Genomic DNA, 24,272 nt, shown 5'->3' with positions numbered 1-24,272 from the left:
TTTCGGCAAACTCAAGCGAATTGTGCGATGCCGTTTCCAACCGACCAGTTCGCCGCCGGCGCGTCGAGTACGTTCACGAACACGTCCTCGGGCCGGATGCCCGGGTTCTCGCCGAGAACGTCCGCAATCCGGCGGTACAGCGCCTTTTTTTCCTCGGGGGTGCGCGAGGCGAACACGGTGATCTGGATCAGCACGGCGTCGTCGCTGCGCGTGACGCCGTAGGCATTGCCGCAGCGGAAGTTCGCGGGCGAAAGCTCGCTGATGGTCATGAACTCATCGCCTTCGGGGACGTTCAGGGTCTCGCGCATGGCGCGATAGAGGCCGTCGAGGATCGCCTGCCGGTAGGCTTCCGGTTTTCCGGCGCGCATCGAGATGTGGAGGAGAGGCATCGCGAATTCCTCGTTGACGAAAGGGCGCATTGGCCCCAGCTTGTTTTTAACGCCGCGTCAAGAAATCATGTTGTTGACAGGGTGTCAAATATAGCCTGACGGGAGCAAAGCTTGAGGCCGCGCGAGTTCGACCACGACGACGTCCTGCGCATCGCATTCGACCTGTTCTGGCGCAAGGGCGTCCGCGGCACCTCGCTGTCGGACATCGCGCGCGACGCCGGTGTCCAGCGCGGCAGCCTCTACAATGCGTTCGGCAGCAAGGAGGCGCTGTTCCTCCAGGCCTATGAGCGCTACGCGGGCGATTATTTCCTTGCGCTGCAAAAGGCGCTCGCCGCGGGCAGCTTGCGAAAGCGCCTCACCGCGTTCTTCGACCTGACCATCACAAATTTCCGCTCCGGCTCGCCGCCGCGCGGATGTCCGACCACGCGCGGCTTGATGGAGCTCGGCGCGGCCGAAGGCGAGGGGCTGGACGAGGAGGCGCGGCAAGCCTTCGCGAACCTCATCTCGCGCATCACCGTTCTGGTTCAGGAGACCTTGTCGGCGGGTGCGGCGCGCGGTGAATTCAACGGCAATTCCGCGGCCGCAGCGCTGCACATCATCACGGTGACGCGCGGCCTCGCCGTGCTCGAACGTGCCTTCGGCGACGAGCCTCAGCTCCGCAAGATCGCGTCCCACACCATCGATCTCGTGCTCGGCAAGAAGGGCGGCTAGGTGTCAGCAGACCGCGAGCGCGTTGACCGCCCGCGTCGTCACGGTCTCGTTCTCGCTGCCGACAAACTGGCAGACGGCGGATTCGAGCTCACCCGCCTGGCTGCCGCGCGCCACCGCCAGCAGCCGCATCAATTCCGCCTCGTCCTTCGACAGGCGCCGGCACGATGGCGGCATGAAGCACAATTGGCAGGGCCGGCCGCTACGCAGGATTCTGACGAGCGCGGCAACGCGTGCGACCAGCAGCGGGCTATCGGCGATGCCAGGCGCCTCGTCGGCAAGGCGATAGGCGGCCTCCCAGCAATCGGACGCGCCGGTCGCATAGGCGGCAGCGATGAACCGGAATAGTGAGAGCGTGACGCGGCCAAAATCATCGTAGCTCGCGACGTCAGGCCGCGTCGCAAGCGCGGCCCGGAGCGGACAGAGCCGCGCCTGGCCGGCTTCCGTGACGGGCACAAAGCCGGAACTATCATGCATCATGCGCGATCCCGGTCAGTGCAACGTGGGGCTTCCGACCAGCCAGCTCTTCATCGCCATCGTCCGGTCATGGGCGAGAGACGGAACGTGCCGGGCGGGCAGGATGAGACCCGCCATGCGGAAGATCGTTGCAAGCCCCCGCACGGGTGCGAGAGCCCAATCGGCGCCGACAGGCGGCAGCCAGCATTCGAACTGCTCGCGCGCGATATCGTCGCGCTCTTGCTGCGCGGCGACGATTGCTCGCAATATGCCGTGCTCGCTGTCGGACATGCGCGGGCAGGTCGGGCAGTGCACCGCGATGGCCGTATGCGCCGTGCAGGCAAAGATCTCGATGATGGATTCCAGCGAAGGCACGGCGTCGCCCACGCGAAAGTGGTCGTAGACTTGCTGGATATCGGCCGAGGTCGGAACAGCGCTTCCGCTGCGGGCCTTGGCCCGAAATCCCCAAATGAAGAGCCGCTCCGCTGCGCTCAGCGCCGGAAGGTCGAGGGACCCTGTCGATGTCGATTGATGCATTGAGCCTCTGGCCTCCGGCTGCGCCCACGCCCCGGCTGGCGCCGATGATCTGTGCCGATCGTTCCGTCAGAGCCCCTTGCAAGTCAACGCTCGGAGGGGCGATGTCGAGGACTTCTAGTTTTGAAGAGTTCGCATCTCGGATGCAGCCGGCCTCGCGAGCCTGCGAGGCCGTCCGCGGCATGCCGGTAGGATCCTACGGAATCCTGCGGGGGTTGGGGGAACCCGAATGCTTAAAGCTTTGCTAAGGGAAGCGGGATAAACTGGCATATCAGCCCTTCCAATTCTTGCGAGCACCGATGTTTTTCTCCCGCATCAGTTTCAAGCTGGTTCTGATTGTCGGCATCAGCCTTCTCGGCATGATCGCGCTGGCGCCGATCGCGCTCTCGACCCTGCGCGCGCAGATGATCGCGGACCGTGAGGCCAAGACGCAGCACATGGTCGATGTCGGCTACGGCATTCTGGCGCACTACCAGAAGCTCGAAAACGAGGGAAAACTCCCACGCGAGCAGGCCCAGGCCGGCGCGATCGCCGAGATCAAAAGCCTGCGCTACGACAAGGTCGAGTATTTCTGGCTGAACGACATGACCCCCAAGATGGTCATGCACCCGATCAAGCCCGAGCTCGACGGCAAGGATCTCGCCGGGATGAAGGATCCGTCCGGCAACGCGCTGTTCGTCGGCTTCGTCGACGTCGTCAAGAAGCAGGGCGCGGGCTTCTACAGCTACCTCTGGCCGAAGCCCGGCTTCGACCAGCCGGTCGGGAAAATCTCCTATGTGAAGGGCTTTGCGCCCTGGGGCTGGATCATCGGCACCGGTATCTATCTCGACGACGTCGATGCCGTCTTCCGCCAGAATGCGATGACCTTCGCCGTGGTGTGCCTGGTCGTGTTCGTGCTCGTGCTCGGCGCCTCCTTCGTGATCGGCCGCAGCGTGACCCGGCCGCTGGCGAAGATCACCGCGCTCACCGATCGCCTCGCCGCCGGCGACAGCGCGTTCGACGTGCCCCATACCGATCGTCGCGACGAGATCGGCGGGCTCGCCAAGGCGCTCGCCGTGTTCAAGGACAATGCGTCGGCGGTCGGCCGGATGCACGCCGAACAGCAGGAGACGAAGCAGAAGGCCGACGAGGAGAAGCGCAAGACGATGACCGATCTCGCCGGCAAGTTCGAGGCGAACGTTCAGGCCGTCGTCCGCGACGTCTTCAACGAGGCGCGCGCGATGCAGCAGGCCGCGCAGGGCATGTCCGAGACCGCCAACAAGGCGACCGACCGCGCGAGCTTCGTCGCCACCGCCTGCCAGCAGGCTTCGAGCAACGTGCAGACGGTGGCCTCCGCCGCCGCGCAGCTGTCGTCCTCGATCACCGAGATCAGCCAGCGCGTCGCGCAGGCTGCAACCGTGGCCGACAAGGCCGCTGCCGACGGTCAGCGCACCAACGACACCGTGCAGGGGCTGGCGGCGGCCGCGCACAAGATCGGCGAGGTCATCGACCTCATCAACCAGATCGCCTCGCAGACCAATCTGCTCGCGCTCAACGCCACCATCGAGGCGGCGCGCGCCGGCGAGGCCGGTAAGGGCTTCGCGGTGGTGGCAAGCGAAGTGAAGTCGCTGGCGAGCCAGACCGCGAAGGCGACCGACGAGATCGGCGCGCAGATTACCGCGATCCAGGCCGAGACCAACCAGGTGGTCGGCAACATCGACAGCATTCGCAAGACCATCATGGAGGTCAACGAGATCTCTTCGTCGATCGCCGCAGCCGTCGAGGAACAGGGTGCCGCGACCGCGGCGATCGCCCACAGCGTAAGGGAGGCCGCCTCCGGCACCGATCAGGTTTCGCAGAACATCTCGGGTGTCACTGATGCCACGGCGGAGACCGGCCAGGCCGCCGGCCTCGTGCTGCAATCGAGCGGTCGGCTGTCGCAGAAGCTGCAATCGCTGGAAAACGAGGTCAGCGCTTTCGTTGCGGGGGTGCGGGCGGCCTAGCGCGCCACCGCACGAAATGCGCCGCGATGTCGGCGCGTGTCGCGACCCAGACCCGACCATCGAGCCGCGCAAGCTCGGCGAGAATGGCCTTCACGGCACGGAAGCGCGCCGGCCGGCCGCAAATGCGCAGGTGAAGGCCGATCGACAGCATCGCGGAGCGGCCGCGTTCGGCTTCCTCGGTCAGCGTCGCGAGCGCGGCGCTGACATAGTTTGGAAAATCCTCCGGCTGCACAAAGCCGTTGGGGTGGAAGAACTTCATATCGTTGGTGTCGAAGCCGTAGGGCAGGATCAGCATCGATCCCTTTGGTGACCCGCTCCAATAGGGCAGGTCGTCATCGAGTGCATTGGAATCGTAGGCGAAGCCGAGTTCAATCAGGATATCACGCGTCCAGGCGCTCTGGCTGCCGCGCGTCATGAAGCCGACTGGTGTGACGCCGGTCGCACGCGTAATGACGTCGCGCGTCTTCTCGATGTCGCGCCGCTCGGTCTCGGCATCGCCATAGAGCGCGTGCGGCAGCCAGCGCCAGCCGTGCACCGCGGGCTCGTGCCCGGCTTCGACCGCGGCACGCGCAAGGTCCGGCACGCGCTCGACGGCACGGCCGCACATCATGAAGGTTGAGCGGACATTGGCATGCGTGAAGGCTTCGAGGAAGCGCCACAAGCCCACGCGCATGCCGTAGTCGAACACCTGCTCCTGCACGAGATCGCGAATGCCTGGCGGCGATTTCGAGGCGACCTCCCCGTAACGTTCCGTTTCCGCGTCGCCCTGCTCCACGGCGAGCTCGGCGCCTTCCTCGAAATTCACCACCAGCGACACCGCGACACGGGCGCCGTTGGGCCAGACGACATCGGGGCGTGCCCGGCCATATCCGCGAAGGTCGCGTTCGATCGGCATGGTCAGCGGTTCCCGATCTGACGGCTGATGCCGCCGAAGATTTCCGCACAGACGAGACCGGCCAACGTCACGAGTACGATGACGCCGGAGACGGCGGCGACGCGCACATCGAGGCTGCCTTCGAGGATCGCCCAGAGCTTGATCGGTAGCACTTCGGTGCGTGCGTCGGCCAGGAACAGCGACACCGGAACATTGTCGAACGAGGTCAGGAACGCCACAAAGCAGCTCGCCACGATGCCGCGGCGGATCAGCGGCAGCGTGACGCGGCGGAAGGTGTACCAGTGGCTGGCGCCAAGGCTGAGCGAGCAGGTGATCAGCACCGGATTGAGCTGCTGCACTGACGCCCCGACCATCCGGATCACGAAGGGCACGCAGATGATGGTGTGGCCGAGCACCAGCGTCGCCGCCGACAGGCGGATGCCGAGCAGATTGAAGACCAGCAGCAGCGACAGGCCGAAGGCCATGGCAGGTAGCACCATCGGTGACATGAACAGCGCATCGAGTGCGCGCGCGATCTTCAGCCGGCTGCGCGCGAGCCCAAGCGCTGCTGCGCCGCCCAGCACCGCGGAGAGGATCGTCGCCGCCGCCGCGACCTTGAGACTGGTCAGCGCAGGCTCGATGATTTCCTGCGATTGCAGCAGCTCGACATACCAGCGCAGCGACCAGCTCGGCGGCGGAAATCTCAGCGTGATGCCGCCGGTGAAGGAAATGATGACGACGACCAGCGTCGGCGCCAGCAGCAGCAGCATGCCGAAGCCAGTGATCGTTCCGACGACGGCGGAATAGGCGCGGTCGACGAGGCTACGCTGCATCGACGCCTCGCACGTAGCGGCGGGACAGCGCGCCGATGGCGAAGACGATGCCGGTCACGGCCAGCGTGAAGATCAGCGACAGCGCGGCCGAGAACGGCCAGTCCTGCACGCCGACCGCCTGCTGGTAGATATAAGACGGCATCAGGATGATGCGTCCGCCGCCGACCAGCGTCTGGGTGATGAAGGCGGTCGCAGCCGCCGCGAAGACGAGGAGCCAGCCGGCAATCGCGCCCGGCAGCGTCAGCGGCAGGATGACCGTGATGAAAATGCGCGCGCGACTCGCGCCAAGCCCTTCCGCCGCCCGTGTCAGATTGCCGTCGAGCCGCAGCAGGCTGTTGATGACAGGCAGAGCCATCAAGGGAAGCTGGATTTGGGTCAGCGCCAGAACCATGCCCTCCCAGGTGTAGAGGAGCCGGGCCGGCGCCTGCCAGAACCCGAGTGACAGCATCGCCGAGTTGATGATGCCGTCGCGGCCGAGGATGACGATCCAGGCAAAGGTGCGCACCACCGTGCTGGTCAGGAGCGGCAGCATGATCAGGAAGGTGATCAGCGTGCGCATGAACGCGCCGCTCGCGACGTAGACCAGCGCGAGCGGATAGGCGAGGACCAGCGCCGCCAGCGCGACCTCGGCGCCGAGCCACAGCGTGTCCGTCAGCACCCCGAGGCTGAACGGGTCGGACAGGAAACGAAGATATTGGACCAGCGACAGGCCCGAGAATTGTGGATCGCGGAACAGGCTGACCAGCACAAGCGCGGCCAGCGGCAGCACGAAGGCTGCAAGAAACAGCACTGCCAGCGGAGCCACCGGCAGCAGCTGTCTTGATGCGCTCGTGCCGGCCGGTGCCATCTAGATCTTCACTTCCTTGCTGAAGCGGGTGATCCATTCGCCGCGCTGCGCCTGGAATTTGGTCCAGTCGAGCAGCACATTGCTGGCGACGAGGTCGTCGACGCTCTTGGCAACGGTGAGGTTTGCGCCGGTCAGCGGCACCTTGCCGTTAGTGGGCATCATCACCCAGGGCGAAGCTTCCAGCCCCTTCTGCGTCTCGACCGACATCACCGTGTCGAGATAGTCCAGCACCGCCTTGGGGTCCTGATTGTTCTTCACGATCTGCGCGCTGGTGCGGATCACGACCGCGCCGGACTTCGGTTTGGCGAAGGCGATGTCGACGCCCTTGGCGGCGAGCAACGCCACGTTGTTCCAGAAATTGAAGGCGATATCGATCTCGCCCTGCTGGAACAGCGCAGCCAGTGCGCCGGGCGAAGCCGCGATCGCGCCGACATTCGGCAGCAGCTTCTTGATGGCCTCGAAGGCCGGCTCGATGTTGGTTTCGGAGCCGCCGTTGAGCTTCGCGATCTCGACCATGAAGGCGGTGCCGAGGCTCGAGCCGAGCCCGGTGATGCCGACGCGCCCCTTGTATTCCGGCTTCCACAGATCCTCCCACGAGGTCGGCGGCGTCGTGATCTTCTTCGGGTTGTAGGCGATGCCGATCAGCTGACAGGTGATGACCGGCGCGTAACCGTCAGGATGACGGAATGCGCTTGGAACGTCGGCAAAGGATTTCGACTGCTCGACCGGGAATTTTTCCAGGACGCCGCTCGCAATCGCGGGGATCAGCGGCCCCTCGTCGAACAGTACCACGTCGAAGGGCGGCGCGTTGCGCGAGGCCTGGATCTTGCCGATCTGGTCGACGCCGAGCAGCGGCGTGAAGGTGACGCTGCTGTCGCTGGCTTTCTTGAAAGCGGGCCCGACCACCGAGCGGAAGGCTTCGTCAAAGCTGCCCGGATAGGTCGTGGCCACGATCGAGGAGGCGGCGCGCGACGTTGTCGGCCATCCCCAGCTTGCCGCCGCAAGAGCGGCCGAACCTGAGGCGAGCAGCGATCTCCGGGATAGACTCATGTCAAGCACTCCTTTGCTGATCGGTTGGGACGCCGTCGACCGGCGTGCTGAAAATGCTGACGCGCGAGACGTCGGATACGGCGAGCCAGGCGGTCGATCCTGTCTGCACTTTCGCGATGCCGGCCGCGCGGGCCTGGCTGATCTTCACGGCCTCACCGCTCGCAGTGATGCCTTCGGTGACGCTGACGGCGCCGAGCGGCACGGTGGCGCGGATCGTGATGGGAATGGCGCCGGGTTGTTCCGCCGCGCCGAACGCGATGTTCTCCGGCCGGACCGAGATCGTCACCGGGGTGCCGCGTCGGCGCTGCGCGGAACGGCCGAGGTCGATCTCGGGCCCTGAGTCCAGCTGCACGCGATCCGTCTCGGTGACGGTGCCGCGCAAGAGATTGGTGTGGCCGATGAAGCTCGAGATGAACAGGCTTGCCGGGCGGTCGTAGAGTGCGTCGGGGCTGTCGATCTGTTCGATGCGTCCGTTGTTGAGCACGACGATGCGGTCGGCCATCGACAGTGCCTCCTCCTGGTCGTGCGTGACGATGATGGACGTGACGCCAAAGGTCTTGAGCAGGCTCTTGATCTCGATCTGCATGTCGAGGCGCAAATTCTTGTCGAGTGCGGAGAACGGCTCGTCGAGCAGCACGAGGCCCGGATCGATCGCAAGCGCACGCGCCAGCGCCACGCGCTGCTGCTGTCCGCCGGACAGCTCTCCCGGAAGCCTTCGCGCGTACGATGTCATCTGCGCAAGGCCCAGCATCTGCTCGACCTTGGCTGCGACCGCCACGTTCGGTGTCTTGCGCGCCCGCAATCCGTACGCGACGTTCTCGAATACGGTGAGATGCGGAAACAGGGCATAGTTCTGGAACACCATGCCGATGCGGCGGCGGTTGGCGGGGATGTGCTCCACCCGCGCACCGTCGAAGCGGACCTCGCCCTTGGACGGACGAAGGAATCCCGCGATGATCTGGAGCATGGTGGTCTTGCCGCAGCCGGAGGGGCCGAGCAGCGCGATCAGCTCACCGGCTGCAGCGGTGAGGCTGATCTCGTCCAGCGCAACCGTCGCGCCGAAAGCGTGGCCTATGCCCTTGAGATCCAGCGAATGTCCGCGTACGTCGCTCAACGCCAGCTCCATCCTTCGCGTTGTCCTGCGCGAGGATAGGTTAGCAATCGTCGTGCCAGCGCGGTCCGTTCGCTAAGGCGTTGCAGGCGTTGTGATAATTTTAGGCGCCAAAAATTGGCGCCAATATAATGACTATATTGTAAACAGTAATAGTTACGGTTTGTATAAAAAATGGGCTGCGGCAGCATTCCAGAATCCTGTAAAACCGACGCATGAAGCGAAGCCGTCCCCTCAAGAGCAAGCCGAAGCGCTCCGAGCCGAAGCGTCCGGAGCCTGACGCGATGGATCTCCGCAGCATCGACGACGATCCGGTGGTGCAGGGCATCCTGACCGCGATCAGCCAGAAACGGCTGAAGCCCGGTGCCAAGCTCGGCGAGGACAAGCTCGCGGCTGCGTTCGGCACCACACGGATTCACATCCGCCAGGCACTGTCCCATCTCGCCTCGCGCAAGGTGGTGATGCAGATCCCCAACCGCGGCGCCTTCGTGTATCGGCCGAGTTGGGAGGAAGCTCAGGACATCTTTGCCGTGCGGCGCCTCATCGAGACAGCGACCGTCGCCGCGGCGATCGACCGGCTGGACAAGTCAGGCAAGGCCGCGCTGAAATCGCATATGGAGCTCGAGGCCAAGCACGACCGCAACGACCGCTGGGCCTCGCTGTCGCTCACGGCGGAATTCCACGTACTGGTCGCCAAGCTTGCGGGCAACCAGGTGCTGCTGGACATGTCGCGCGAATTGATGCTGCGGACCTCGCTGGCGATCGCGACCTTCGAGGAGCCGGGCGAGCCGGATTGTTCGCCCGACGCGCACCCCGACATCGGGGCGCTGATCCTGGCAAAGGACAAGGCCGGGGCGATCCATGCCATGCGCCACCACATCGAGGAGATGGAAAAGCGTATCACGCCGCGAGAGGACAAGGACGAGGTCGACGAGCTCACCGCGATCTTCCAGGAGATCGGCGCGCGCGCGCGGGCAGGCGGATAGCATGGCCGGCCGCCGCATTCTCCTGATCAATCCGAACAGTTCCGTGGCGACCACTGAGATGATGATCGCTATCGCGAGGTCGGCCGCCGTCGACCGCTTCGACGTCGACATCGACGGCGCGACCGCAACGCGTGCGCCGCAAATGATCGTGACGCCGGATGCGTTGGATGCAACTTCCGCCGAAGTTCTGGAGATCGCGCAGTCGAACCGGCATGCATGCGACGGTATCATCGTCGCGGCGTTCGGCGATCCCGGATTGGCTGGGATCAAGGCCGCGACAAAACTGCCGGCGGTCGGCATCGGCGAGTCCTCGATGCTCGCAGCTGCCGAGAACAGTCGCCGCTTCGGCGTGGCGACCACGACGCCGCTGCTGGCAGCGAAGATCGACGCCTTGCCGGATGCGCTGGGGTTGCGATCCTATTACACCGGCGCGCGCTTCGCGGAGGGCGATCCGCAAGACCTGATGCGCGATCCGGCGCGATTGTGCGCAGCACTCGCCGGCGCGGTCGAGGCCTGCATCGCGCAGGATGGCGCGGAGGCGGTCATCATCGGCGGTGGGCCGCTGGGCGAAGCCGCGCGGGAGCTTCAGCCGATGTTCACCGTGCCGGTCATCGCGCCGATCCCGTCTGCCGTGGCGCGGATTATTCGCCTCATCGCGGCGCGCGCGACCGACTGAAATTCCGGCCCGCGGGAACGGGCGTCGCGACCGGCGTTCTTGCCCTTGACGGCCTCGGTTAAAGTGACGAAGCAGAACCATCGGACCTGCCGACCCGCGCTTGAGCACGCGGGCATGGAGACGCTGCATGTCGTTCAAGAAGCTCCTGATCGCCAATCGCGGCGAGATCGCCATCCGCATCGCGCGCGCCGCAGCCGATTCCGGCCTCGCGACGGTCGCGATCTATCCCGCGGACGATGCGCTGTCGCTGCATGTGCGCCTTGCCGACAAGGCGGTCGAAATTCCCAGCCGCGGCGCGCGGGCCTATCTCGACATCGAGGCGGTGGTGAAGGCGGCGAGGAGCGCAGGCTGCGACGCCGTGCACCCCGGCTACGGCTTCCTCAGCGAGAACGCAGCGTTCGCCAAGGCCTGCGCGGACGCGGGCCTTGCCTTCGTCGGGCCCAAGGCCGCGGCGCTCGAACTGTTCGGCGATAAGGTCGCGGCGCGGCAACTGGCAAAGCGCTGCGGCGTGCCGATCATCGCCGGCACCAGCGGGCCGTCCTCGCTGGAGGACATCGCGGCGTTCTTCACCTCGCTTGGCAGCAACGCGGCGATCGTGATCAAGGCGATGGCCGGCGGTGGCGGCCGCGGCATGCGCGTGGTGGAGAATGCATCCGATCTCGCGGAGGCCTATGCGCGCTGCCAGTCCGAGGCCAAGGCCGCGTTCGGCTTCGACGGCGTCTATGCAGAGCGGTTGATCCGGCAGGCGCGCCATATCGAGGTGCAGATCATCGGCGACCGCCACGGCGCGATCTCCCACCTCTGGGAACGCGAATGCACCATTCAGCGCAGGCACCAGAAGCTGATCGAGGTGGCGCCGAGCCCGTCGCTCGGCGATGGCCTGCGCGAGCGTATCATCGAGGCGGCGAAGCAACTCGCGGTGGCCGCGTCCTACGACAATCTCGGCACGTTCGAGTTCCTGGTCGACGGCACCGCTGACGACAGCTTTGCCTTCATCGAGGCCAACCCGCGGCTCCAGGTCGAGCACACCGTGACGGAAGAGGTGCTGGGCCTCGATCTCGTCCGCGCCCAGCTCGCGGTTGCCGCCGGCGCCTCGCTTGCCTCGCTCGGCCTGGCGCAAGGCTCGATCCCGAAACCGCGTGGCTACGCCATGCAGCTCCGTGTCAACATGGAGACGCTGGACGAGCTGGGGGCGACGCACCCGACCGGCGGCGTGCTTGCCGTGTTCGAGCCGCCGTCAGGTCCCGGCGTCCGTGTCGATAGTTTCGGTTATGCCGGCTACAAGACCAGCGCCGCCTTCGACTCGCTGCTGGCAAAGGTCATCGTGCATACGCCCGGTGAAGCCTGGCACGAGGTCGTTGCCAAGGCTTCGCGCGCCTTGCGCGAGTTTCGGATCGACGGCGTCATCACCAACATCGCCTTTCTCCAGGCCGTGCTGGCGCATCCCGACTTCAGGTCCAACCGCATCGCGACCGGCTTCATCGATCGCAACATCGGCCAGCTCGTCGAAGCCGCGGATGGCGCGGCCAAACCACTCTATTTCGCGGCGACCGAGCGAACCGGCGGCCCCGGAACAGAGGCGCATACGGCGCAGATTGTGCCCGAAGGCACGGTAATGGTTGCTGCACCCCTGCAAGGTACCATCGTCACTGTTCAGGTGAAGGAAGGCGAGATTGTACGCCCGGGCCAGCAGCTCGCCGTGATCGAATCCATGAAAATGGAGCATCTGGTCATGGCCGAGCAGGGCGGTCGCGTCATGAAGCTCGTCGCAGGCGACGGTGTTACGCTGATGCATGGCGAGCCGATCATGTATCTGGAGCCGCTCGAGGTCGCGGCCGATGCGTCGGCAACGGAAGCGGATATCGATCTCGACCGCATCCGTCCCGATCTCGCCGAACTGATCGCGCGCCAGGCCAACACGCTCGACGAAAACCGCCCCGCCTCGGTCGAGCGCCGCCGCAACACCAATCAGCGCACCGCGCGCGAAAATGTCGCGCAGCTCGTCGACGACGGCTCGTTCATGGAGTACGGCAGCCTTGCGATCGCGGCGCAGCGGCGCCGGCGCAAGCTCGACGATCTCGTCAAGAACACGCCGGCCGACGGCCTCGTCATGGGCGTCGCGACCGTCAACGCCGGGAAGTTCGGTCCCGAAGGCGGGCGCTGCATCGTCGTGGCCTACGACTACACCGTGCTCGCGGGCACGCAGGGCCACATGAACCACAAGAAGATCGACCGCATGCTGACGCTCGCGGAAGACTGGCGCGTGCCGCTGGTATTCTATGCCGAAGGCGGCGGCGGGCGGCCCGGCGATACCGACCGGCTCGGCATGACCGGGCTCGATGGTCCGTCCTTCGTGCAGTTCGCGAGGCTCTCAGGTCTCGTGCCGGTCGTCGGCGTAGTCTCCGGCTATTGCTTCGCCGGCAATGCCGCGATGCTCGGCTGCTGCGATGTGATCATCGCTACCAAAAACGCCTCGATCGGCATGGGCGGCCCCGCGATGATCGAGGGCGGCGGGCTCGGCGTCTATCACCCGGCCGAGGTCGGTCCGGTGTCGTTTCAGTCACCGAACGGTGTCATCGACATCCTCGTCGAGGACGAGGAGGAGGCGACGTCCGTTGCGCAAAAATACCTGTCTTATTTCCAAGGCGCGGTGACGGAGTGGCAGGCCGCCGACCAGCGCCTGCTGCGTCGCGCGATCCCCGAGAACCGCCTGCGCGTCTACGACATCCGCAGCGTGATCGACCTCGTCGCGGACAAGGAGTCCGTGCTGGAGCTGCGCCGCGACTACGGCGTCGGCATGATCACCGCGTTGATCCGCATCCAGGGCAAACCGTTCGGCCTGATCGCCAACAATCCGCGCCATCTCGGCGGTGCGATCGATGCCGATGCCGGCGATAAGGCCGCGCGCTTCCTCCAGCTCTGCGACGCCTTCGATCTGCCGATCGTCTCGCTGTGCGACACGCCCGGCTTCATGGTCGGCCCGGAAGCCGAGAAGACCGCGATCGTGCGCCACGTCTCGCGGATGTTCGTGACAGGCGCGAGCCTGACTGTGCCGTTGTTCGGCATCGTCCTGCGCAAGGGCTATGGGCTCGGGGCGCAGTCGATGATCGGCGGCGGCTTCCACGCCTCGTTCTTCACGGCCGCCTGGCCGACCGGCGAGTTCGGCGGCATGGGCCTGGAGGGATACGTCCGCCTCGGCTTCCGCAAGGAAATGGAAGCGATCGCCGATCCCGTCGAGCGCGAGACCTATTATCGCAACAAGGTCGCCGAGCTCTATGCCAACGGCAAGGCGGTCTCGATCGCATCGGTGTTCGAGATCGACAACGTCATCGACCCCTCCGAGACGCGGCGGTGGATCATGGCAGGCCTGCGCTCGGTGCCCAAGCCGCCGGCGCGGACCGGGAAGAAGCGGCCGTGCATCGATACGTGGTGAGGGCGGTGCAGCAAATCTGATCGCGCTTCGCCGCGTTCCCGGTTCCCGATTGACTTCCCCGCCTGCGGTGCCAGACTTTGCACAATAATACAGGGTGGAGACGTCCGCGATGGCCAGCCTTTCGGCCTCGAATCATGTCGCCCGCGTCTTGTCCGTCGCCAATCACGTGGCCGACGTCGATGCCTCTTCGCGCATTGCCAATTCCTGGCGACGCTGCCTAGTCAGCCACAAGCTCGATCCCGCCCGTCAGGGGCCGCCGCAGACGCTCACCGAAGCCGAGATCCGTCACGTCGCCGAGCCCATGGAGGAGACGATCCGGCTCGCAACACCGGAGCTCGACGATCTCGCCCGTGTGCTGCGCGATGCCGGCTATTGCGTCAATCTGGCAGACGTGAACGCAACCATGCTGTTCAGCCGCCTGCCCGGCGAGGCCGACGCAAGACTATTCATGGACTGGAAGATCTACACCGGCTCGAATTTCTCCGAGGCCTTCGAAGGCACCAATGGGCTCGGCACGGCACTTGCCGAGCAGAAGCCGATCCTGGTGCATCGCGACGAGCATTTTCGCGCGCAGTGGCACATGTTCTCCTGCGCGGTGACGCCGCTGTTCGACCATGCCGGACGGCTCGCAGGCGCCGTCAACATCACCTCTTGCCGCGAGGACCTCGAACGAACCGCGCATCAGCTTGCGCTCGCGGTGACGATGGAGGCGACGCGGCGCATGGAGGGGGCGATTTTCCGCGGTCATTTCCGCAACGCCTGGATCGCGACCGTGCCGGGCGATGGCGGCAGCGGCCTGCTCGCCTATGACGACGATCGCCGCATCGTCGGCGCCTGCCGTTCGGCGCGCGCCCTGCTGGGTCTCACCGACGGCTTGATCGCATCCGGCATCGATCTGTCGCGCTACGTCAAATTCGGCCATCCCGCCGCGCGCGACGCAGACGGCACCGTCGAGCTGCGCAGGGGCGATGGCAGTCCCTTGGGGCATGGCCATGTCGCGCCGCCGCTGCGGGCGAGGTCATCGACCCGCCCGCTCGCGCCGCGCCGCGATGCACCGATCGATCGCTTCGATGCGCTGCAGCGGCTCGCCGGCCGCGACCCTGGCCTGATCAGGAGCGTAAAGCGACTTAGAAGCATCGGCGATCGCAATCTGCCGGTGCTGCTGCACGGCGAGACCGGCGTCGGCAAGGATGTGTTCGCTCGTGCCGTTCACGCAGCCGGCAATCGCGCACGCCACAACTATGTCGCGCTGAACTGCGCGGCGATGCCGGAAAGCCTGATCGATGCCGAGCTGTTCGGCTACGAGGCCGGCGCCTTCACCGGCGCACGCCGTGACGGCTCGAAGGGCCTGATCGTGCAGGCCGACGGCGGCACGCTGTTCCTCGATGAGATCGGCGACATGCCGATCGCGCTGCAGACGCGACTGCTGCGTGTGCTGGAGAACCGCGAAGTGTGGCCGCTCGGCGCGCTGAAGCCGGTGCCGGTCGACATTCGCCTGATCAGCGCTACCCATCGCGATCTCGGCCGCATGGCCGAGGAGGGCGCCTTCCGCACCGACCTCTATTTCCGTCTGCGCGGCATGGAGGTGCGGCTGCCGGCTCTGCGCGAGCGCGCGGACCGCGACGACGTCATCCGCCAGATCGCCCGCGAGGAAGCGCCGAACTGCTCCCTATCGGACGAGGCCTGGGCACAACTCGCGGCCTATTCCTATCCCGGCAACATGCGCCAGCTCCGCCATGTGCTGCGGCTTGCCGGCTGCACGGCGGAGGACGGCGTGATTGCCGATGCCGATCTCGACCTGCCGCCGTTTGGCGGGCGAGCAGCGGAGCCGGGTCTCGGAGCGGCCGAACGCGCGACGATCGTCGAGGCTCTGCGCAGGCACGGCGGCCGCGTCACCGAGGCGGCACGTGCGTTGAAACTCAGCCGCGCGACGCTGTATCGCAAGATCAAGCAATTGAAGATCGGCCCGGGTTCATACTAGACCGACTCGACGTCCCGGCTCCGTCGAAAACCGTCCGAAAATGCTGGCGCAGCCGAGGTCTTCGCGCGGCGGACACGCCGTCGCCAACGTGCATTTCCAGAAATTGCGAGAGGAGAGGATTCGATGGAGGAGATCGAAGTCTTTCTGGCTGTCGTCGAGGCCGGCAGCCAGACCGCGGCCGCGCGACAATTGGGACGGTCGCTGCAGTCGGTCAACCGGGCGTTGGCGGCGCTGGAACGCGATGTCGGCGTCGAGCTAGTGCGGCGGACCACGCGGCAGTCGCTGGCGACGGAAGCGGGACTGGCGTTCTATCATCGCGTCAAGCCGGCCTTTGCCGAAATCAGCGAGGCGCGCCTGGAAGCGGCCAACCGCCGTGTCGAGCCGTCGGGTCTTCTCAGGGTCGCCGCGCCCGTCCTGTTCGGGTCGACCCACGTCGTGCCGGCGATTGCCGATTTCATGGCGCGCTTTCCGAGGATCGAAGCCGATCTCCATGTCTCCGATCGCCCCATCGACGTCGTCGGCGATGGGTTCGATCTGGCCGTGCGGATCAGGGAATTGCCGGATTCTTCGCTCAAGGCGCGGCGGCTCGGCGAGCTACGCACGGTTGTCTATGGCGCATCAGGCTATTTCGCGCGCCACGGTCGTCCGGGTCATCCCGACGACCTGACCGACCATCAATGCATCTTGCGCAGGACCGGCCCGGGTGACAGCGAAGCGTGGCGGTTTCAGATCGGCGGCGAGGTGAAGATGGTGCAGGTGAACGGCCGCTTCCGGACCGATAATACGACGGCGGCGCAGGCGGCTGCCTGCAGTGGCATCGGCGTCGGCTATGCGCCGTTCTGGCAGATACGCGATCGCGTCGATGATGGCGCGCTGGAGATCGTGCTGGAGGATTTCGAGGCACCGCGCATGCCGGTGTACGCCGTAGTCCCGCCGAGCGCGGCGCCCCCGGCCAAGACGCGCCTGTTCGTCGATCTGTTGGCGGGGCGCTTGAAGCGCGAGCGGCTCTGAGAGCCCCGGCTCTCTTGCTCATTGACCACGTGCATCGCCGGCGAGCGTTCCGTCCGCATTCTCCCGGTTTGCGAGAATGTCTATCCCGTGATGTGGCGGTTGTCCGAACGCGCGAGCGACCGCAGCTTTGAGGGCCACGGGCACCTATCCGCCCGGTTCGGCGTGAAGGACCGCACCATGTCCCCCAATCGACGCACGCTCTTGCATGCAGGTGTCAGCGCCACCGCAACGCTGGCTTCCGTCGCTCTCGCCGGCCAGCCGCGCGGCCCGGCCAATGGACCATTTGCCGGTGACGCATGGAACTGCAACCCGGACGCTTGCGCGGCCGCGGGCGAGGATTTCGGTCACATCATTCACAAGCAGCCGCGTGCCGTGTTCCGGCCGACGACGACTGCCGGGATCGCGGAGATTCTGCGATGGGCCGCGGAACAGGGGCTGACGGTTGCCGCGCGCGGGCAGGGCCACGGCATCTACGGTCGCGCCATGACGGAAGGCGGTATCGTGATCGACCTCGGCGCGCTGGCCACGATCCATCGGATCGAGCCGGACCGTGTCGTGGTCGATGCAGGTGCGACCTGGCACGCGGTGCTGGAAGCGACCCTGGCCAAAGGGCTGGTTCCGCCGGTCCTGACCAACTACCTCGGCCTGTCCGTGGGCGGCACCCTCGCCATCGGCGGAATCGGCGGATCGTCGTCGCGACACGGCCTGCAGACGGACCAGGTTCTCGAGCTCGATGTGGTGACGGGCGAGGGCCGGCAATTGACCTGCTCGCCCACGTCCAACGCCGAGCTTTACGATGCCGTTCGCGCCGGGCTTGCCCAATGCGCGATCGTCACGAGGGCGACGCTTCGGCTGGTGCGCGCGCCCGAACGGGTCCGCCGCTTTCAACTCTTTTATCCGGATCTCTCCTCGCTGACGGCCGATCAGCGCCGTGTCCTGGCGGAGGCGCGCTTCGATCAGTTGCAGGGTGCGGTCGTGCCTGAGGCGGCCGGTGGCTGGCGATACCTGCTGGAAGCAGGCGTGTTCCATGACGGTGATTCTCATCCCGACGACGAGAAGCTGCTTGCAGGCTTGTCGGATCGCCGCGGCAGCGCCATCGTTACCGACCTGACCTTCCGCGACGACGCCAATGCGTTTGCAAAGCTCGAAACGCTTCTGAGGACGAACGGCCAATGGTCCAATCCGCATCCGTGGCTCCTCACGTTCCTGCGCGGCAGCAACGCGCTGGAGATCGCGAGCGAGGTCGTTGCCGGGATGAAGAGTGAGGACATCGGTCCGTTCGGCCGGATTACCTACTATCCGATGGTGACGGATGGATGCCGCACGTGCCTGGTTCGGCTGCCCGACGAGCGGATCGTGTTCGTGTTCAATCTGATCCGTATCCCGGTATCGGCAGACAAGGCGAATGCCGAACGGCTGGTCGCGCAGAACCGCGAGCTTTACGACCACATTCGCGGCGCAGGCGGCGTATTGTACCCGGTGAGCGCATTTCCCATGTCGTCTCAGGATTGGGCCGATCATTTCGGGGGACAGTGGCCGTTGCTGCGCGACGCCAAGCGGCGCCACGATCCAGGCAACCATCTCACGCCCGGCTACGATCTGGTCTAGCGGGAACGGATCCCGGCGGCCGCATTCGAATGGCGTGGCGAGTTCAAGAGAAATCGCTCCAGCTCAGATGTCGCGAGTCGAGGTCGCCGACGTCACGGTGCCGCGGATCTCGTGCGGGACGTGGAAGCTGCTGCGCAGATATACCAGCGGCGCAGTCCCGTCGGAATACGACACGCCGCACACCTCGCCGACGAAGATCGAATGCGTTTTGGTCTCGAATTCCTGCGCCAGCACGCAGTCGAATGCGGCGACCGCATCGCTCAGCACCGGCGCGCCGGTCACCCCGCGCGTCCACTCCCCGAACGCAAAACGGTCGTCGCCATTGACGCCCTTCTGGCCACTGAAGGTGAGCGCCAGGAGGGCGTGGTCCTCGTGCAGGAAGTTGATCGCGAACGCGCCTTCCTCGCGGATGCGCGCGTGCGCACTGGCGTTGCGGTTGACGCAGACGAGCAGGGATGGCGGCGAGTCCGACAGTGAGCAGGCCGAGGTGACCGTCAGCCCCGTGCGCTTGCCGTGCTCGGCGCCGACCGTCACCAGCGCGACGGCGCCAGCGCACTGGCGCATCGCCTGCTTGAAATCCTTGGCGTCGAAAGCACTGGCGTCCACGCTCACGCGGAAATCTCCGAAATGGATGCGGGTGCGGCACGATCGCGCCGCACCCGCGTCGGGTCAAGCCGCCTTCTGCGCGGAGCCGAGATGCTTCAGGCGCGGCATCACCTCGTTCCTCAGCAGCGACAGCGAGTGATGCCAGGCTTCAGCCTTGTGCTTGTAGTCGAAGCCGAACACCAGCAGCACGCCGAAGCCGCCGACCTCCTCGTAGATCTTCTCGATCTTCTCGGCGACGGTCGCGGGCGAGCCCACGATCCAGTTCCGTTTGGCGCAATATTCGACGGTGACGTCGCTATCGGGCACGTCGGGCGCGTGCTTCAAATAGTCCTTGAAGCCGAAATGCCCGAGCAGCGGCAGGAAGTACTCGCCCATCATCCGGCCCATCATGTCGCCGGTCGAGAGCCTCCACGCTTCCTCGTCGGTATCGGCGACGAACACCTCGCGCACCAGCCGCCAATCCGCGCGGTCCGGCTTGCGCCCGGTCTTGGCGGCACCGGCCACGACCGAATCCCAATGACTGCCGACATACGCGGGGTTCAGGTTGAGGCTCATCGGAATGAAACCGCGCTCGCCGGCGAGCTTCAGCGTGTCCGAATTCTTCGAGAGTCCGGCGACGCCGATCGGCGGATGCGGCGTCTGCAACGGCTTGATGTGCGGCTTGAGGAAGTCGAACATCGTGTCCGGCTTGGTCACCGTCCAGAACTTGCCCTTGTAGGTCCAGGGCGCGGGATCGCTCCACATCTTCAGAATGATCTCCAGCGCCTCGCGCGTCAGGTCGCGGTTCTGTCCGCTCATGCCGTCGACGTTGAACATGGCCCAATCGCTTGGCAGGCCGCTAGCCGCGACGCCGAAATTGAGTCGTCCCCCGGAGAGGTGATCGAGCATGGCGACGCGGTTGGCGAGCTCGGCCGGGTGGTGATAGGGCAGCAGGAAGCCGCCTGGTCCGATGCGGATATTCTTGGTCTGCATCAGCGCCTGCGCGATCAAAAGGTCCGGCGTGGGATTGGGTTCCCAGGGCGCGGTGTGGTGCTCGCCGACCCAGGCCTCCTGATAGCCGAGCTCGTCGAGCCAGCGCATGACCTGCAGGTCCCAGTCGTTCCCTTCCTTCAGGCCGCACTCCGGGGGGTGCGAAGGCATCGTGAAATAACCGATCTCCATGGGTTTCCTCATCTGATGTTGACGCGTCTTGTTGCGCGGTTCACGGACGTGAGCGGGAACACTTTAGCAAGTGGTGTGCCACCTCTTCGCAAGCGCTCTGCCCACGCGAGCGGCGCCTCAGACCTGCGAGAAAAGGCTGGTTTGCGGCAGCAATAGCCGATATCCCGGGGCGGATTTGCGGGGCCTCGTCTCATTGTCGCGAGACGGCGTCTCGGCGGTGAGACGAGGATACGCGTTGAGATGACCGAACCTGCCTATGTCGCGGTGGACTGGGGCACCAGCAGCTTCCGGCTCTGGCTGATCGACCGCGCCGGCGAGGTGCTGGCCGAGCGCCGCAGCGACGAGGGCATGCTGGTGGCCGCGAGGGCCGGCTTTGCCGCCGTGCTGCAATCGCATCTCGCGGCAGTCGAGGCTCCCGATCATTTGCCCGTCCTCGTCTGCGGCATGGCCGGCGCGCGTACCGGCTGGATCGAGGCCGGTTATGTCGATACGCCCGCGCCACTCTCCGCTGTTCTGAAGCAGGCCGTGCGCGTGTCCGGCGAAGCGCGCGACATCCGCATCCTGCCGGGTATCGCGCAGCGCGATGCAAAAGCACCGGACGTGATGCGCGGCGAGGAGACGCAGCTGCTCGGCGCGCTCGGGCTCGGTGCCGCCGGCGAAGCGCTGGTCTGCATGCCCGGCACGCATTCGAAATGGGTGCGCCTGACGGACGGCACGGTCGCGCATTTCTCTACCTTCATGACCGGCGAGCTCTTCAGCGTCGTGTCGCGCGAAACGATTTTGTCGCTTGCGGTCGCAGGCGCCGAAGACACCGAGGATGTCGCAAGCTTCCAAACTGCGGTGAAGGCCGCGTACGAAGCACCGGCGTTCGCGGCTAATTTTCTGTTCGGCGCGCGCTCGCGTCAGCTCCTGTTCGGGAGCACACCGGCCGCGGCGCGTGAAACGCTGTCGGGCACGTTGATCGGCGTCGAGCTGGCGGCCGGGCTCTCCGGCGCCGTGCCGAAAGCGGGCATCACGCTGATTGCCTCAGGTCGGCTCGCGACGCTGTACAGGCTGGCTTTCGACGCACTGTCGGTCACCGTGAACCCGGTCGATGCGGACGAAGCCGTCCGCCGCGGTCTGTCGATGGCGGCTGCCGCGATCTGGACGAAACGAGAGGACTGTTGAGATGAGCGTTCCCTTTCCGGCGATGAAGCGACCACTGATCGCGATCCTGCGCGGCGTGAAGCCCGAGGAAACGCAGGCCATCGTCGGCGTGCTGATCGAAGCCGGCATGACCGCAATCGAGATACCGCTCAACTCGCCTGACCCGTTCCGCTCCATCGCAACAGCGGTGAAACAGGCGCCGGTGGGCGTGCTGATCGGCGCCGGCACGGTGCTGACCACAGCGGATGTCGATCGGCTCAACGATGTCGGCGGCAAGCTGATGGTGTCGCCGAATGTCGACACACAGGTGCTCACGCGTGCCCATCAATACGCCATGGTGACGTTGCCCGGCGTGTTTTCGCCGACCGAGGCGCTGCTTGCGGCGCGCTCCGGCGCCTCGGGTCTGAAATTCTTTCCGGCGAGCGTGCTCGGTGCATCTGGCATCGCCGCGATTCGCGCGGTGCTGCCGGCCGGCGCCATGATCGCCGCAGTCGGCGGCGTTTCCGATCAGAATTTCGCGGAGTACACCAAGGGCGGCGTCACCGCGTTCGGGCTCGGCTCCAGCCTCTACAAGCCGGGCATGACGGCAACGGACGTTGCCGCTCGCGCGAAGTTGACGATCGCGGCCTACGATCGGGCGATTGCGAAAGACTGAAGCGGCAATAAACAAGCCGTGATGCCGTCACGGTCGCACGTTATCCTATCTTGCTGGACCAGCGAGATCAGGAGACCGACATGGCGATCAACAACGTGGCCGATCTGTTCGTGGCAACGCTCGAACAAGCCGGCGTCAAGCGCATCTACGGCATCGTCGGCGACAGCCTGAATGCGCTGACGGAAGCGCTGCGGCGGCGCGGCACGATCGAGTGGATCCATGTCCGGCACGAGGAGGTTGCGGCCTTCGCCGCGGCCGGGGAGGCGGAGATGACGGGCAGCCTTGCGGTATGCGCGGGCTCGTGTGGTCCGGGCAATCTGCATCTGATCAACGGCCTGTTCGACGCCCATCGCAGCCGCGTTCCCGTGCTGGCGATCGCCGCGCAGATCCCGACCGCCGAGATCGGCAGCGGCTATTTCCAGGAAACCCATCCGCAAAACCTGTTCCGCGAGTGCAGCCATTATTGCGAGCTGGTCTCGGATCCGAGTCAGCTGCCTTACGTGCTGGAAAACGCCATCCGTGCGGCGGTCGGCATGCGCGGCGTCGCCGTCGTCGCCATGCCGGGCGACGTCGCCTTCCGTAGCTCACCGAAGCGCGCGCTGTCGACGGCGCGTGGTCTTGCGCTGTCAGCGCCGAAGGTCGTGCCGCAGGCCGATGAGCTGAAGGCGCTTGCGGATCTCCTCAACGGCGCCGAACGCATCACCCTGTTCTGCGGCCGCGGCTGCGCCGGCGCGCATGCGCCGCTGATGCAGCTGGCCGAAACACTGAAGAGCCCGATCGTGCATGCGCTGGGCGGCAAGGAGCACGTTGAATACGACAATCCCTACGACGTCGGCATGACTGGCTTCATCGGCTTCTCCTCGGGCTATGCCGCCATGCACGCCTGCGACGCGCTGGTGATGCTCGGCACTGATTTTCCCTACAAGCAGTTCTTCCCGACCGATGCGAAGATCGCGCAGATCGACATCCGTCCGGAAAATCTCGGGCGCCGCTGCAAGATCGACCTCGGCCTCGTCGGCGACGTCAAGCTCACCCTTGAGGCGCTGCTGCCGCTTCTGAAATCCAAGACGCAGCGCAAGCACCTCGACGATGCGATCGCGCATTACAGGAAGGCGCGCGAGGGCCTGGACTCGCTCGCCAAGGGCACGCCGGGCAGTAAACCGATCCATCCGCAATACCTGGCCAAGGTCATCAGCGACCATGCGTCGGAGGATGCCGTGTTCACCGCCGATGTCGGCACGCCGACGGTGTGGGCCGCGCGCTATCTTGAGATGAACGGCCGCCGCCGGCTGATCGGCTCGTTCGTGCACGGCTCGATGGCCAATGCCATGCCGCAGGCGATCGGCGCGCAGGCCGCGCAGCCCGGCCGCCAGGTGATCTCGCTCTCGGGCGACGGCGGCTTCACCATGCTGATGGGCGATCTGATCACGCTGACGCAGATGAAGCTGCCGGTGAAGGTGGTCATCTTCAACAACGGCGTGCTCGGCTTCGTCGCACTGGAGATGAAGGCGGCCGGCTTCGTCGACACCAATGTCGATCTGGCAAACCCCGACTTCGCAGCGATGGCGCGCGCGATGGGCATCTTCGCAAGGCGCGTCGAGGATCCCGGCGAGCTTCCAAGTGCGATGAAGGAGATGCTAGCGCATAACGGGCCGGCGCTGCTTGATGTCGTCACGGCGAAGCAGGAGCTGTCGATGCCGCCGACCATCACGCCCGAACAGATCAAGGGCTTCAGCTTGTGGGTCTTGCGCGCCGTGATGAACGGCCGCGGCGACGAGGTCGTCGATCTCGCCAAGACCAATTTGCTGCCGCGCTAGCCCCGCTTGACCGACGGGACGGGCAGCCGCTCATGGCGGCGCTGGAAGCGTTGCCAGTGCAGGACGATCCCGATCAGCAGCGCCGGCACGAAGCCGAGCGCGATCAGGAAATGCGGCAGCTGCGCCGGTGAGATGAACGCAATGCCGATGTCGGAGATCAGCCAGAGGGCTGCGAACATCACGGCGAAATCGGTGCGCGGGCAGCGCAGATAGTAGAACACGGCGGTGATGACGACCGCGGGTCCGATGGCGATGCCGATCATCACCGTCGTCAGCTCCTTCGGCGTCAGCGCGTCGAGCACCATCGCTGCCAGCAGCCAGAGCGCGGCGAACATGGCGATGATGTCGAGCGGATGCCGCAACCCAATACCTCTCGCAGAAAACGCGCTATCGTTGGGGCCCAGACCT

Annotated in this window: 21 protein-coding genes and 1 pseudogene; 11 read left to right on the top strand and 11 right to left on the bottom strand. The window is 65.7% G+C overall.

Annotation, left to right across the window (positions count from 1 at the left end; genetic code table 11):
* Positions 1-11 precede the first annotated feature (11 nt).
* Positions 12-389 carry a tautomerase family protein gene (locus tag AC0L3S_RS27340; protein ID WP_473282515.1) on the bottom strand — a complete coding sequence of 126 codons (378 nt, stop codon included), beginning with the start codon at positions 387-389 and terminating at the stop codon, positions 12-14.
* Positions 390-500: 111 nt separating this feature from the next.
* On the opposite strand from AC0L3S_RS27340, the gene AC0L3S_RS27335 reads away from it, so the two are divergent.
* Positions 501-1,100: a TetR/AcrR family transcriptional regulator gene (locus tag AC0L3S_RS27335; RefSeq protein ID WP_473282513.1), complete on the top strand. Its 600-nt coding sequence runs from the start codon at positions 501-503 to the stop codon at positions 1,098-1,100.
* A 3-nt stretch (positions 1,101-1,103) separates the two neighbouring features.
* Here the strand turns inward: AC0L3S_RS27335 and AC0L3S_RS27330 are convergent, their stop codons facing one another.
* Positions 1,104-1,577, bottom strand: coding sequence for a hypothetical protein (locus AC0L3S_RS27330; protein WP_473282511.1), 474 nt, complete (start codon positions 1,575-1,577; stop codon positions 1,104-1,106).
* Between the two features lie 12 nt (positions 1,578-1,589).
* Positions 1,590-2,090, bottom strand: a complete 501-nt coding sequence (locus tag AC0L3S_RS27325; RefSeq protein WP_473282509.1) for a hypothetical protein — start codon at positions 2,088-2,090, stop codon at positions 1,590-1,592.
* Positions 2,091-2,386: 296 nt separating this feature from the next.
* Between AC0L3S_RS27325 and AC0L3S_RS27320 the strand changes: the two genes are divergently transcribed.
* On the top strand, positions 2,387-4,069 hold the full coding sequence (locus AC0L3S_RS27320) for a methyl-accepting chemotaxis protein (protein WP_473282507.1): 1,683 nt from the start codon (positions 2,387-2,389) through the stop codon (positions 4,067-4,069).
* Here AC0L3S_RS27320 and AC0L3S_RS27315 read toward each other — a convergent pair.
* The 5 genes from AC0L3S_RS27315 to AC0L3S_RS27295 are packed head-to-tail and all read right to left on the bottom strand — an operon-like array spanning position 4,035 to position 8,799.
* A complete protein-coding gene (locus AC0L3S_RS27315; RefSeq protein ID WP_473282505.1) occupies positions 4,035-4,964 on the bottom strand; it encodes a polysaccharide deacetylase family protein in 930 nt (309 codons plus the stop codon). The two genes, AC0L3S_RS27320 and AC0L3S_RS27315, sit on opposite strands and share 35 nt — an antisense overlap.
* 2 nt (positions 4,965-4,966) lie before the next feature.
* Positions 4,967-5,776 (bottom strand): ABC transporter permease, encoded by an 810-nt coding sequence (locus AC0L3S_RS27310; RefSeq protein WP_473262703.1) that lies wholly within the window; start codon positions 5,774-5,776, stop codon positions 4,967-4,969.
* Positions 5,766-6,623 carry an ABC transporter permease gene (locus tag AC0L3S_RS27305; RefSeq protein WP_473262704.1) on the bottom strand — a complete coding sequence of 286 codons (858 nt, stop codon included), beginning with the start codon at positions 6,621-6,623 and terminating at the stop codon, positions 5,766-5,768. Before AC0L3S_RS27305 ends, AC0L3S_RS27310 begins: the two co-directional genes overlap by 11 nt.
* Positions 6,624-7,673, bottom strand: coding sequence for an ABC transporter substrate-binding protein (locus tag AC0L3S_RS27300; RefSeq protein WP_473282503.1), 1,050 nt, complete (start codon positions 7,671-7,673; stop codon positions 6,624-6,626). It abuts the gene before it with no gap.
* A 1-nt stretch (position 7,674) separates the two neighbouring features.
* On the bottom strand, positions 7,675-8,799 hold the full coding sequence (locus AC0L3S_RS27295) for an ABC transporter ATP-binding protein (RefSeq protein WP_473262706.1): 1,125 nt from the start codon (positions 8,797-8,799) through the stop codon (positions 7,675-7,677).
* A gap of 269 nt (positions 8,800-9,068) precedes the next feature.
* On the opposite strand from AC0L3S_RS27295, the gene AC0L3S_RS27290 reads away from it, so the two are divergent.
* The 6 genes from AC0L3S_RS27290 to AC0L3S_RS27265 all read left to right on the top strand — a co-directional run bounded on the left by AC0L3S_RS27290 (position 9,069) and on the right by AC0L3S_RS27265 (position 18,479).
* The gene (locus AC0L3S_RS27290; RefSeq protein WP_473282501.1) at positions 9,069-9,770 is read left to right on the top strand and encodes a GntR family transcriptional regulator; all 702 of its coding nucleotides are present in this window, start codon (positions 9,069-9,071) and stop codon (positions 9,768-9,770) included.
* A 1-nt stretch (position 9,771) separates the two neighbouring features.
* The gene (locus AC0L3S_RS27285) at positions 9,772-10,446 is read left to right on the top strand and encodes an aspartate/glutamate racemase family protein (RefSeq protein ID WP_473282499.1); all 675 of its coding nucleotides are present in this window, start codon (positions 9,772-9,774) and stop codon (positions 10,444-10,446) included.
* A gap of 127 nt (positions 10,447-10,573) precedes the next feature.
* Positions 10,574-13,879, top strand: a complete 3,306-nt coding sequence (locus tag AC0L3S_RS27280; RefSeq protein ID WP_473282497.1) for an acetyl-CoA carboxylase family protein — start codon at positions 10,574-10,576, stop codon at positions 13,877-13,879.
* A 109-nt stretch (positions 13,880-13,988) separates the two neighbouring features.
* The gene (locus tag AC0L3S_RS27275; protein ID WP_473282495.1) at positions 13,989-15,860 is read left to right on the top strand and encodes a sigma-54-dependent Fis family transcriptional regulator; all 1,872 of its coding nucleotides are present in this window, start codon (positions 13,989-13,991) and stop codon (positions 15,858-15,860) included.
* 123 nt (positions 15,861-15,983) lie between these two features.
* Complete coding sequence (locus tag AC0L3S_RS27270) at positions 15,984-16,871, top strand: LysR family transcriptional regulator (RefSeq protein WP_473282493.1); 888 nt, start codon at positions 15,984-15,986, stop codon at positions 16,869-16,871.
* Positions 16,872-17,048: 177 nt separating this feature from the next.
* Entirely contained in the window at positions 17,049-18,479 is a 1,431-nt protein-coding gene (locus AC0L3S_RS27265) for an FAD-binding protein (protein ID WP_473282491.1), read from the top strand.
* Positions 18,480-18,522: 43 nt separating this feature from the next.
* On the opposite strand, the pseudogene AC0L3S_RS27260 reads toward AC0L3S_RS27265, so the two are convergent.
* Together AC0L3S_RS27260 and AC0L3S_RS27255 are read right to left on the bottom strand one after the other, a co-directional pair.
* Positions 18,523-19,091, bottom strand: a pseudogene (locus AC0L3S_RS27260) (flavin reductase family protein).
* Positions 19,092-19,148: 57 nt separating this feature from the next.
* Complete coding sequence (locus AC0L3S_RS27255) at positions 19,149-20,246, bottom strand: LLM class flavin-dependent oxidoreductase (RefSeq protein WP_473282488.1); 1,098 nt, start codon at positions 20,244-20,246, stop codon at positions 19,149-19,151.
* A gap of 240 nt (positions 20,247-20,486) precedes the next feature.
* Here AC0L3S_RS27255 and AC0L3S_RS27250 point away from each other — a divergent pair, with 240 nt between their 5' ends.
* From AC0L3S_RS27250 to poxB, 3 genes are all read left to right on the top strand, one after another.
* Positions 20,487-21,413 (top strand): 2-dehydro-3-deoxygalactonokinase, encoded by a 927-nt coding sequence (locus tag AC0L3S_RS27250; RefSeq protein ID WP_473282486.1) that lies wholly within the window; start codon positions 20,487-20,489, stop codon positions 21,411-21,413.
* A 1-nt stretch (position 21,414) separates the two neighbouring features.
* Positions 21,415-22,047, top strand: a complete 633-nt coding sequence (locus AC0L3S_RS27245) for a 2-dehydro-3-deoxy-6-phosphogalactonate aldolase (protein WP_473282484.1) — start codon at positions 21,415-21,417, stop codon at positions 22,045-22,047.
* An 80-nt stretch (positions 22,048-22,127) separates the two neighbouring features.
* Complete coding sequence (gene poxB / locus AC0L3S_RS27240; protein WP_473282483.1) at positions 22,128-23,864, top strand: ubiquinone-dependent pyruvate dehydrogenase; 1,737 nt, start codon at positions 22,128-22,130, stop codon at positions 23,862-23,864.
* Here the strand turns inward: poxB and AC0L3S_RS27235 are convergent.
* The gene (locus AC0L3S_RS27235) at positions 23,861-24,226 is read right to left on the bottom strand and encodes a hypothetical protein (protein WP_354208055.1); all 366 of its coding nucleotides are present in this window, start codon (positions 24,224-24,226) and stop codon (positions 23,861-23,863) included. The genes poxB and AC0L3S_RS27235 overlap by 4 nt on opposite strands.
* Positions 24,227-24,272: the final 46 nt, after the last annotated feature.

The sequence above is a fragment of the Bradyrhizobium sp. Ken01 genome (assembly GCF_055807355.1).
Note: the sequence above shows the minus strand (reverse complement) of the source record. Positions and strands in the feature narration are given on the sequence as shown.

Bases quoted from the DNA above. Each gene is read 5' to 3' on its own strand.
- AC0L3S_RS27285 (WP_473282499.1), top strand. From the start codon at position 9,772: ATGGCCGGCCGCCGCATTCTCCTGATCAATCCGAACAGTTCCGTGGCG.
- AC0L3S_RS27295 (WP_473262706.1), bottom strand. From the start codon at position 8,799: ATGGAGCTGGCGTTGAGCGACGTACGCGGACATTCGCTGGATCTCAAG.
- AC0L3S_RS27265 (WP_473282491.1), top strand. From the start codon at position 17,049: ATGTCCCCCAATCGACGCACGCTCTTGCATGCAGGTGTCAGCGCCACC.
- AC0L3S_RS27315 (WP_473282505.1), bottom strand. From the start codon at position 4,964: ATGCCGATCGAACGCGACCTTCGCGGATATGGCCGGGCACGCCCCGAT.
- AC0L3S_RS27255 (WP_473282488.1), bottom strand. From the start codon at position 20,246: ATGGAGATCGGTTATTTCACGATGCCTTCGCACCCCCCGGAGTGCGGC.
- AC0L3S_RS27320 (WP_473282507.1), top strand. From the start codon at position 2,387: ATGTTTTTCTCCCGCATCAGTTTCAAGCTGGTTCTGATTGTCGGCATC.
- AC0L3S_RS27330 (WP_473282511.1), bottom strand. From the start codon at position 1,577: ATGATGCATGATAGTTCCGGCTTTGTGCCCGTCACGGAAGCCGGCCAG.
- AC0L3S_RS27275 (WP_473282495.1), top strand. From the start codon at position 13,989: ATGGCCAGCCTTTCGGCCTCGAATCATGTCGCCCGCGTCTTGTCCGTC.
- AC0L3S_RS27290 (WP_473282501.1), top strand. From the start codon at position 9,069: ATGGATCTCCGCAGCATCGACGACGATCCGGTGGTGCAGGGCATCCTG.
- AC0L3S_RS27245 (WP_473282484.1), top strand. From the start codon at position 21,415: ATGAGCGTTCCCTTTCCGGCGATGAAGCGACCACTGATCGCGATCCTG.
- AC0L3S_RS27340 (WP_473282515.1), bottom strand. From the start codon at position 389: ATGCCTCTCCTCCACATCTCGATGCGCGCCGGAAAACCGGAAGCCTAC.
- poxB (WP_473282483.1), top strand. From the start codon at position 22,128: ATGGCGATCAACAACGTGGCCGATCTGTTCGTGGCAACGCTCGAACAA.
- AC0L3S_RS27280 (WP_473282497.1), top strand. From the start codon at position 10,574: ATGTCGTTCAAGAAGCTCCTGATCGCCAATCGCGGCGAGATCGCCATC.
- AC0L3S_RS27250 (WP_473282486.1), top strand. From the start codon at position 20,487: ATGACCGAACCTGCCTATGTCGCGGTGGACTGGGGCACCAGCAGCTTC.
- AC0L3S_RS27270 (WP_473282493.1), top strand. From the start codon at position 15,984: ATGGAGGAGATCGAAGTCTTTCTGGCTGTCGTCGAGGCCGGCAGCCAG.
- AC0L3S_RS27325 (WP_473282509.1), bottom strand. From the start codon at position 2,090: ATGCATCAATCGACATCGACAGGGTCCCTCGACCTTCCGGCGCTGAGC.
- AC0L3S_RS27310 (WP_473262703.1), bottom strand. From the start codon at position 5,776: ATGCAGCGTAGCCTCGTCGACCGCGCCTATTCCGCCGTCGTCGGAACG.
- AC0L3S_RS27300 (WP_473282503.1), bottom strand. From the start codon at position 7,673: ATGAGTCTATCCCGGAGATCGCTGCTCGCCTCAGGTTCGGCCGCTCTT.
- AC0L3S_RS27305 (WP_473262704.1), bottom strand. From the start codon at position 6,623: ATGGCACCGGCCGGCACGAGCGCATCAAGACAGCTGCTGCCGGTGGCT.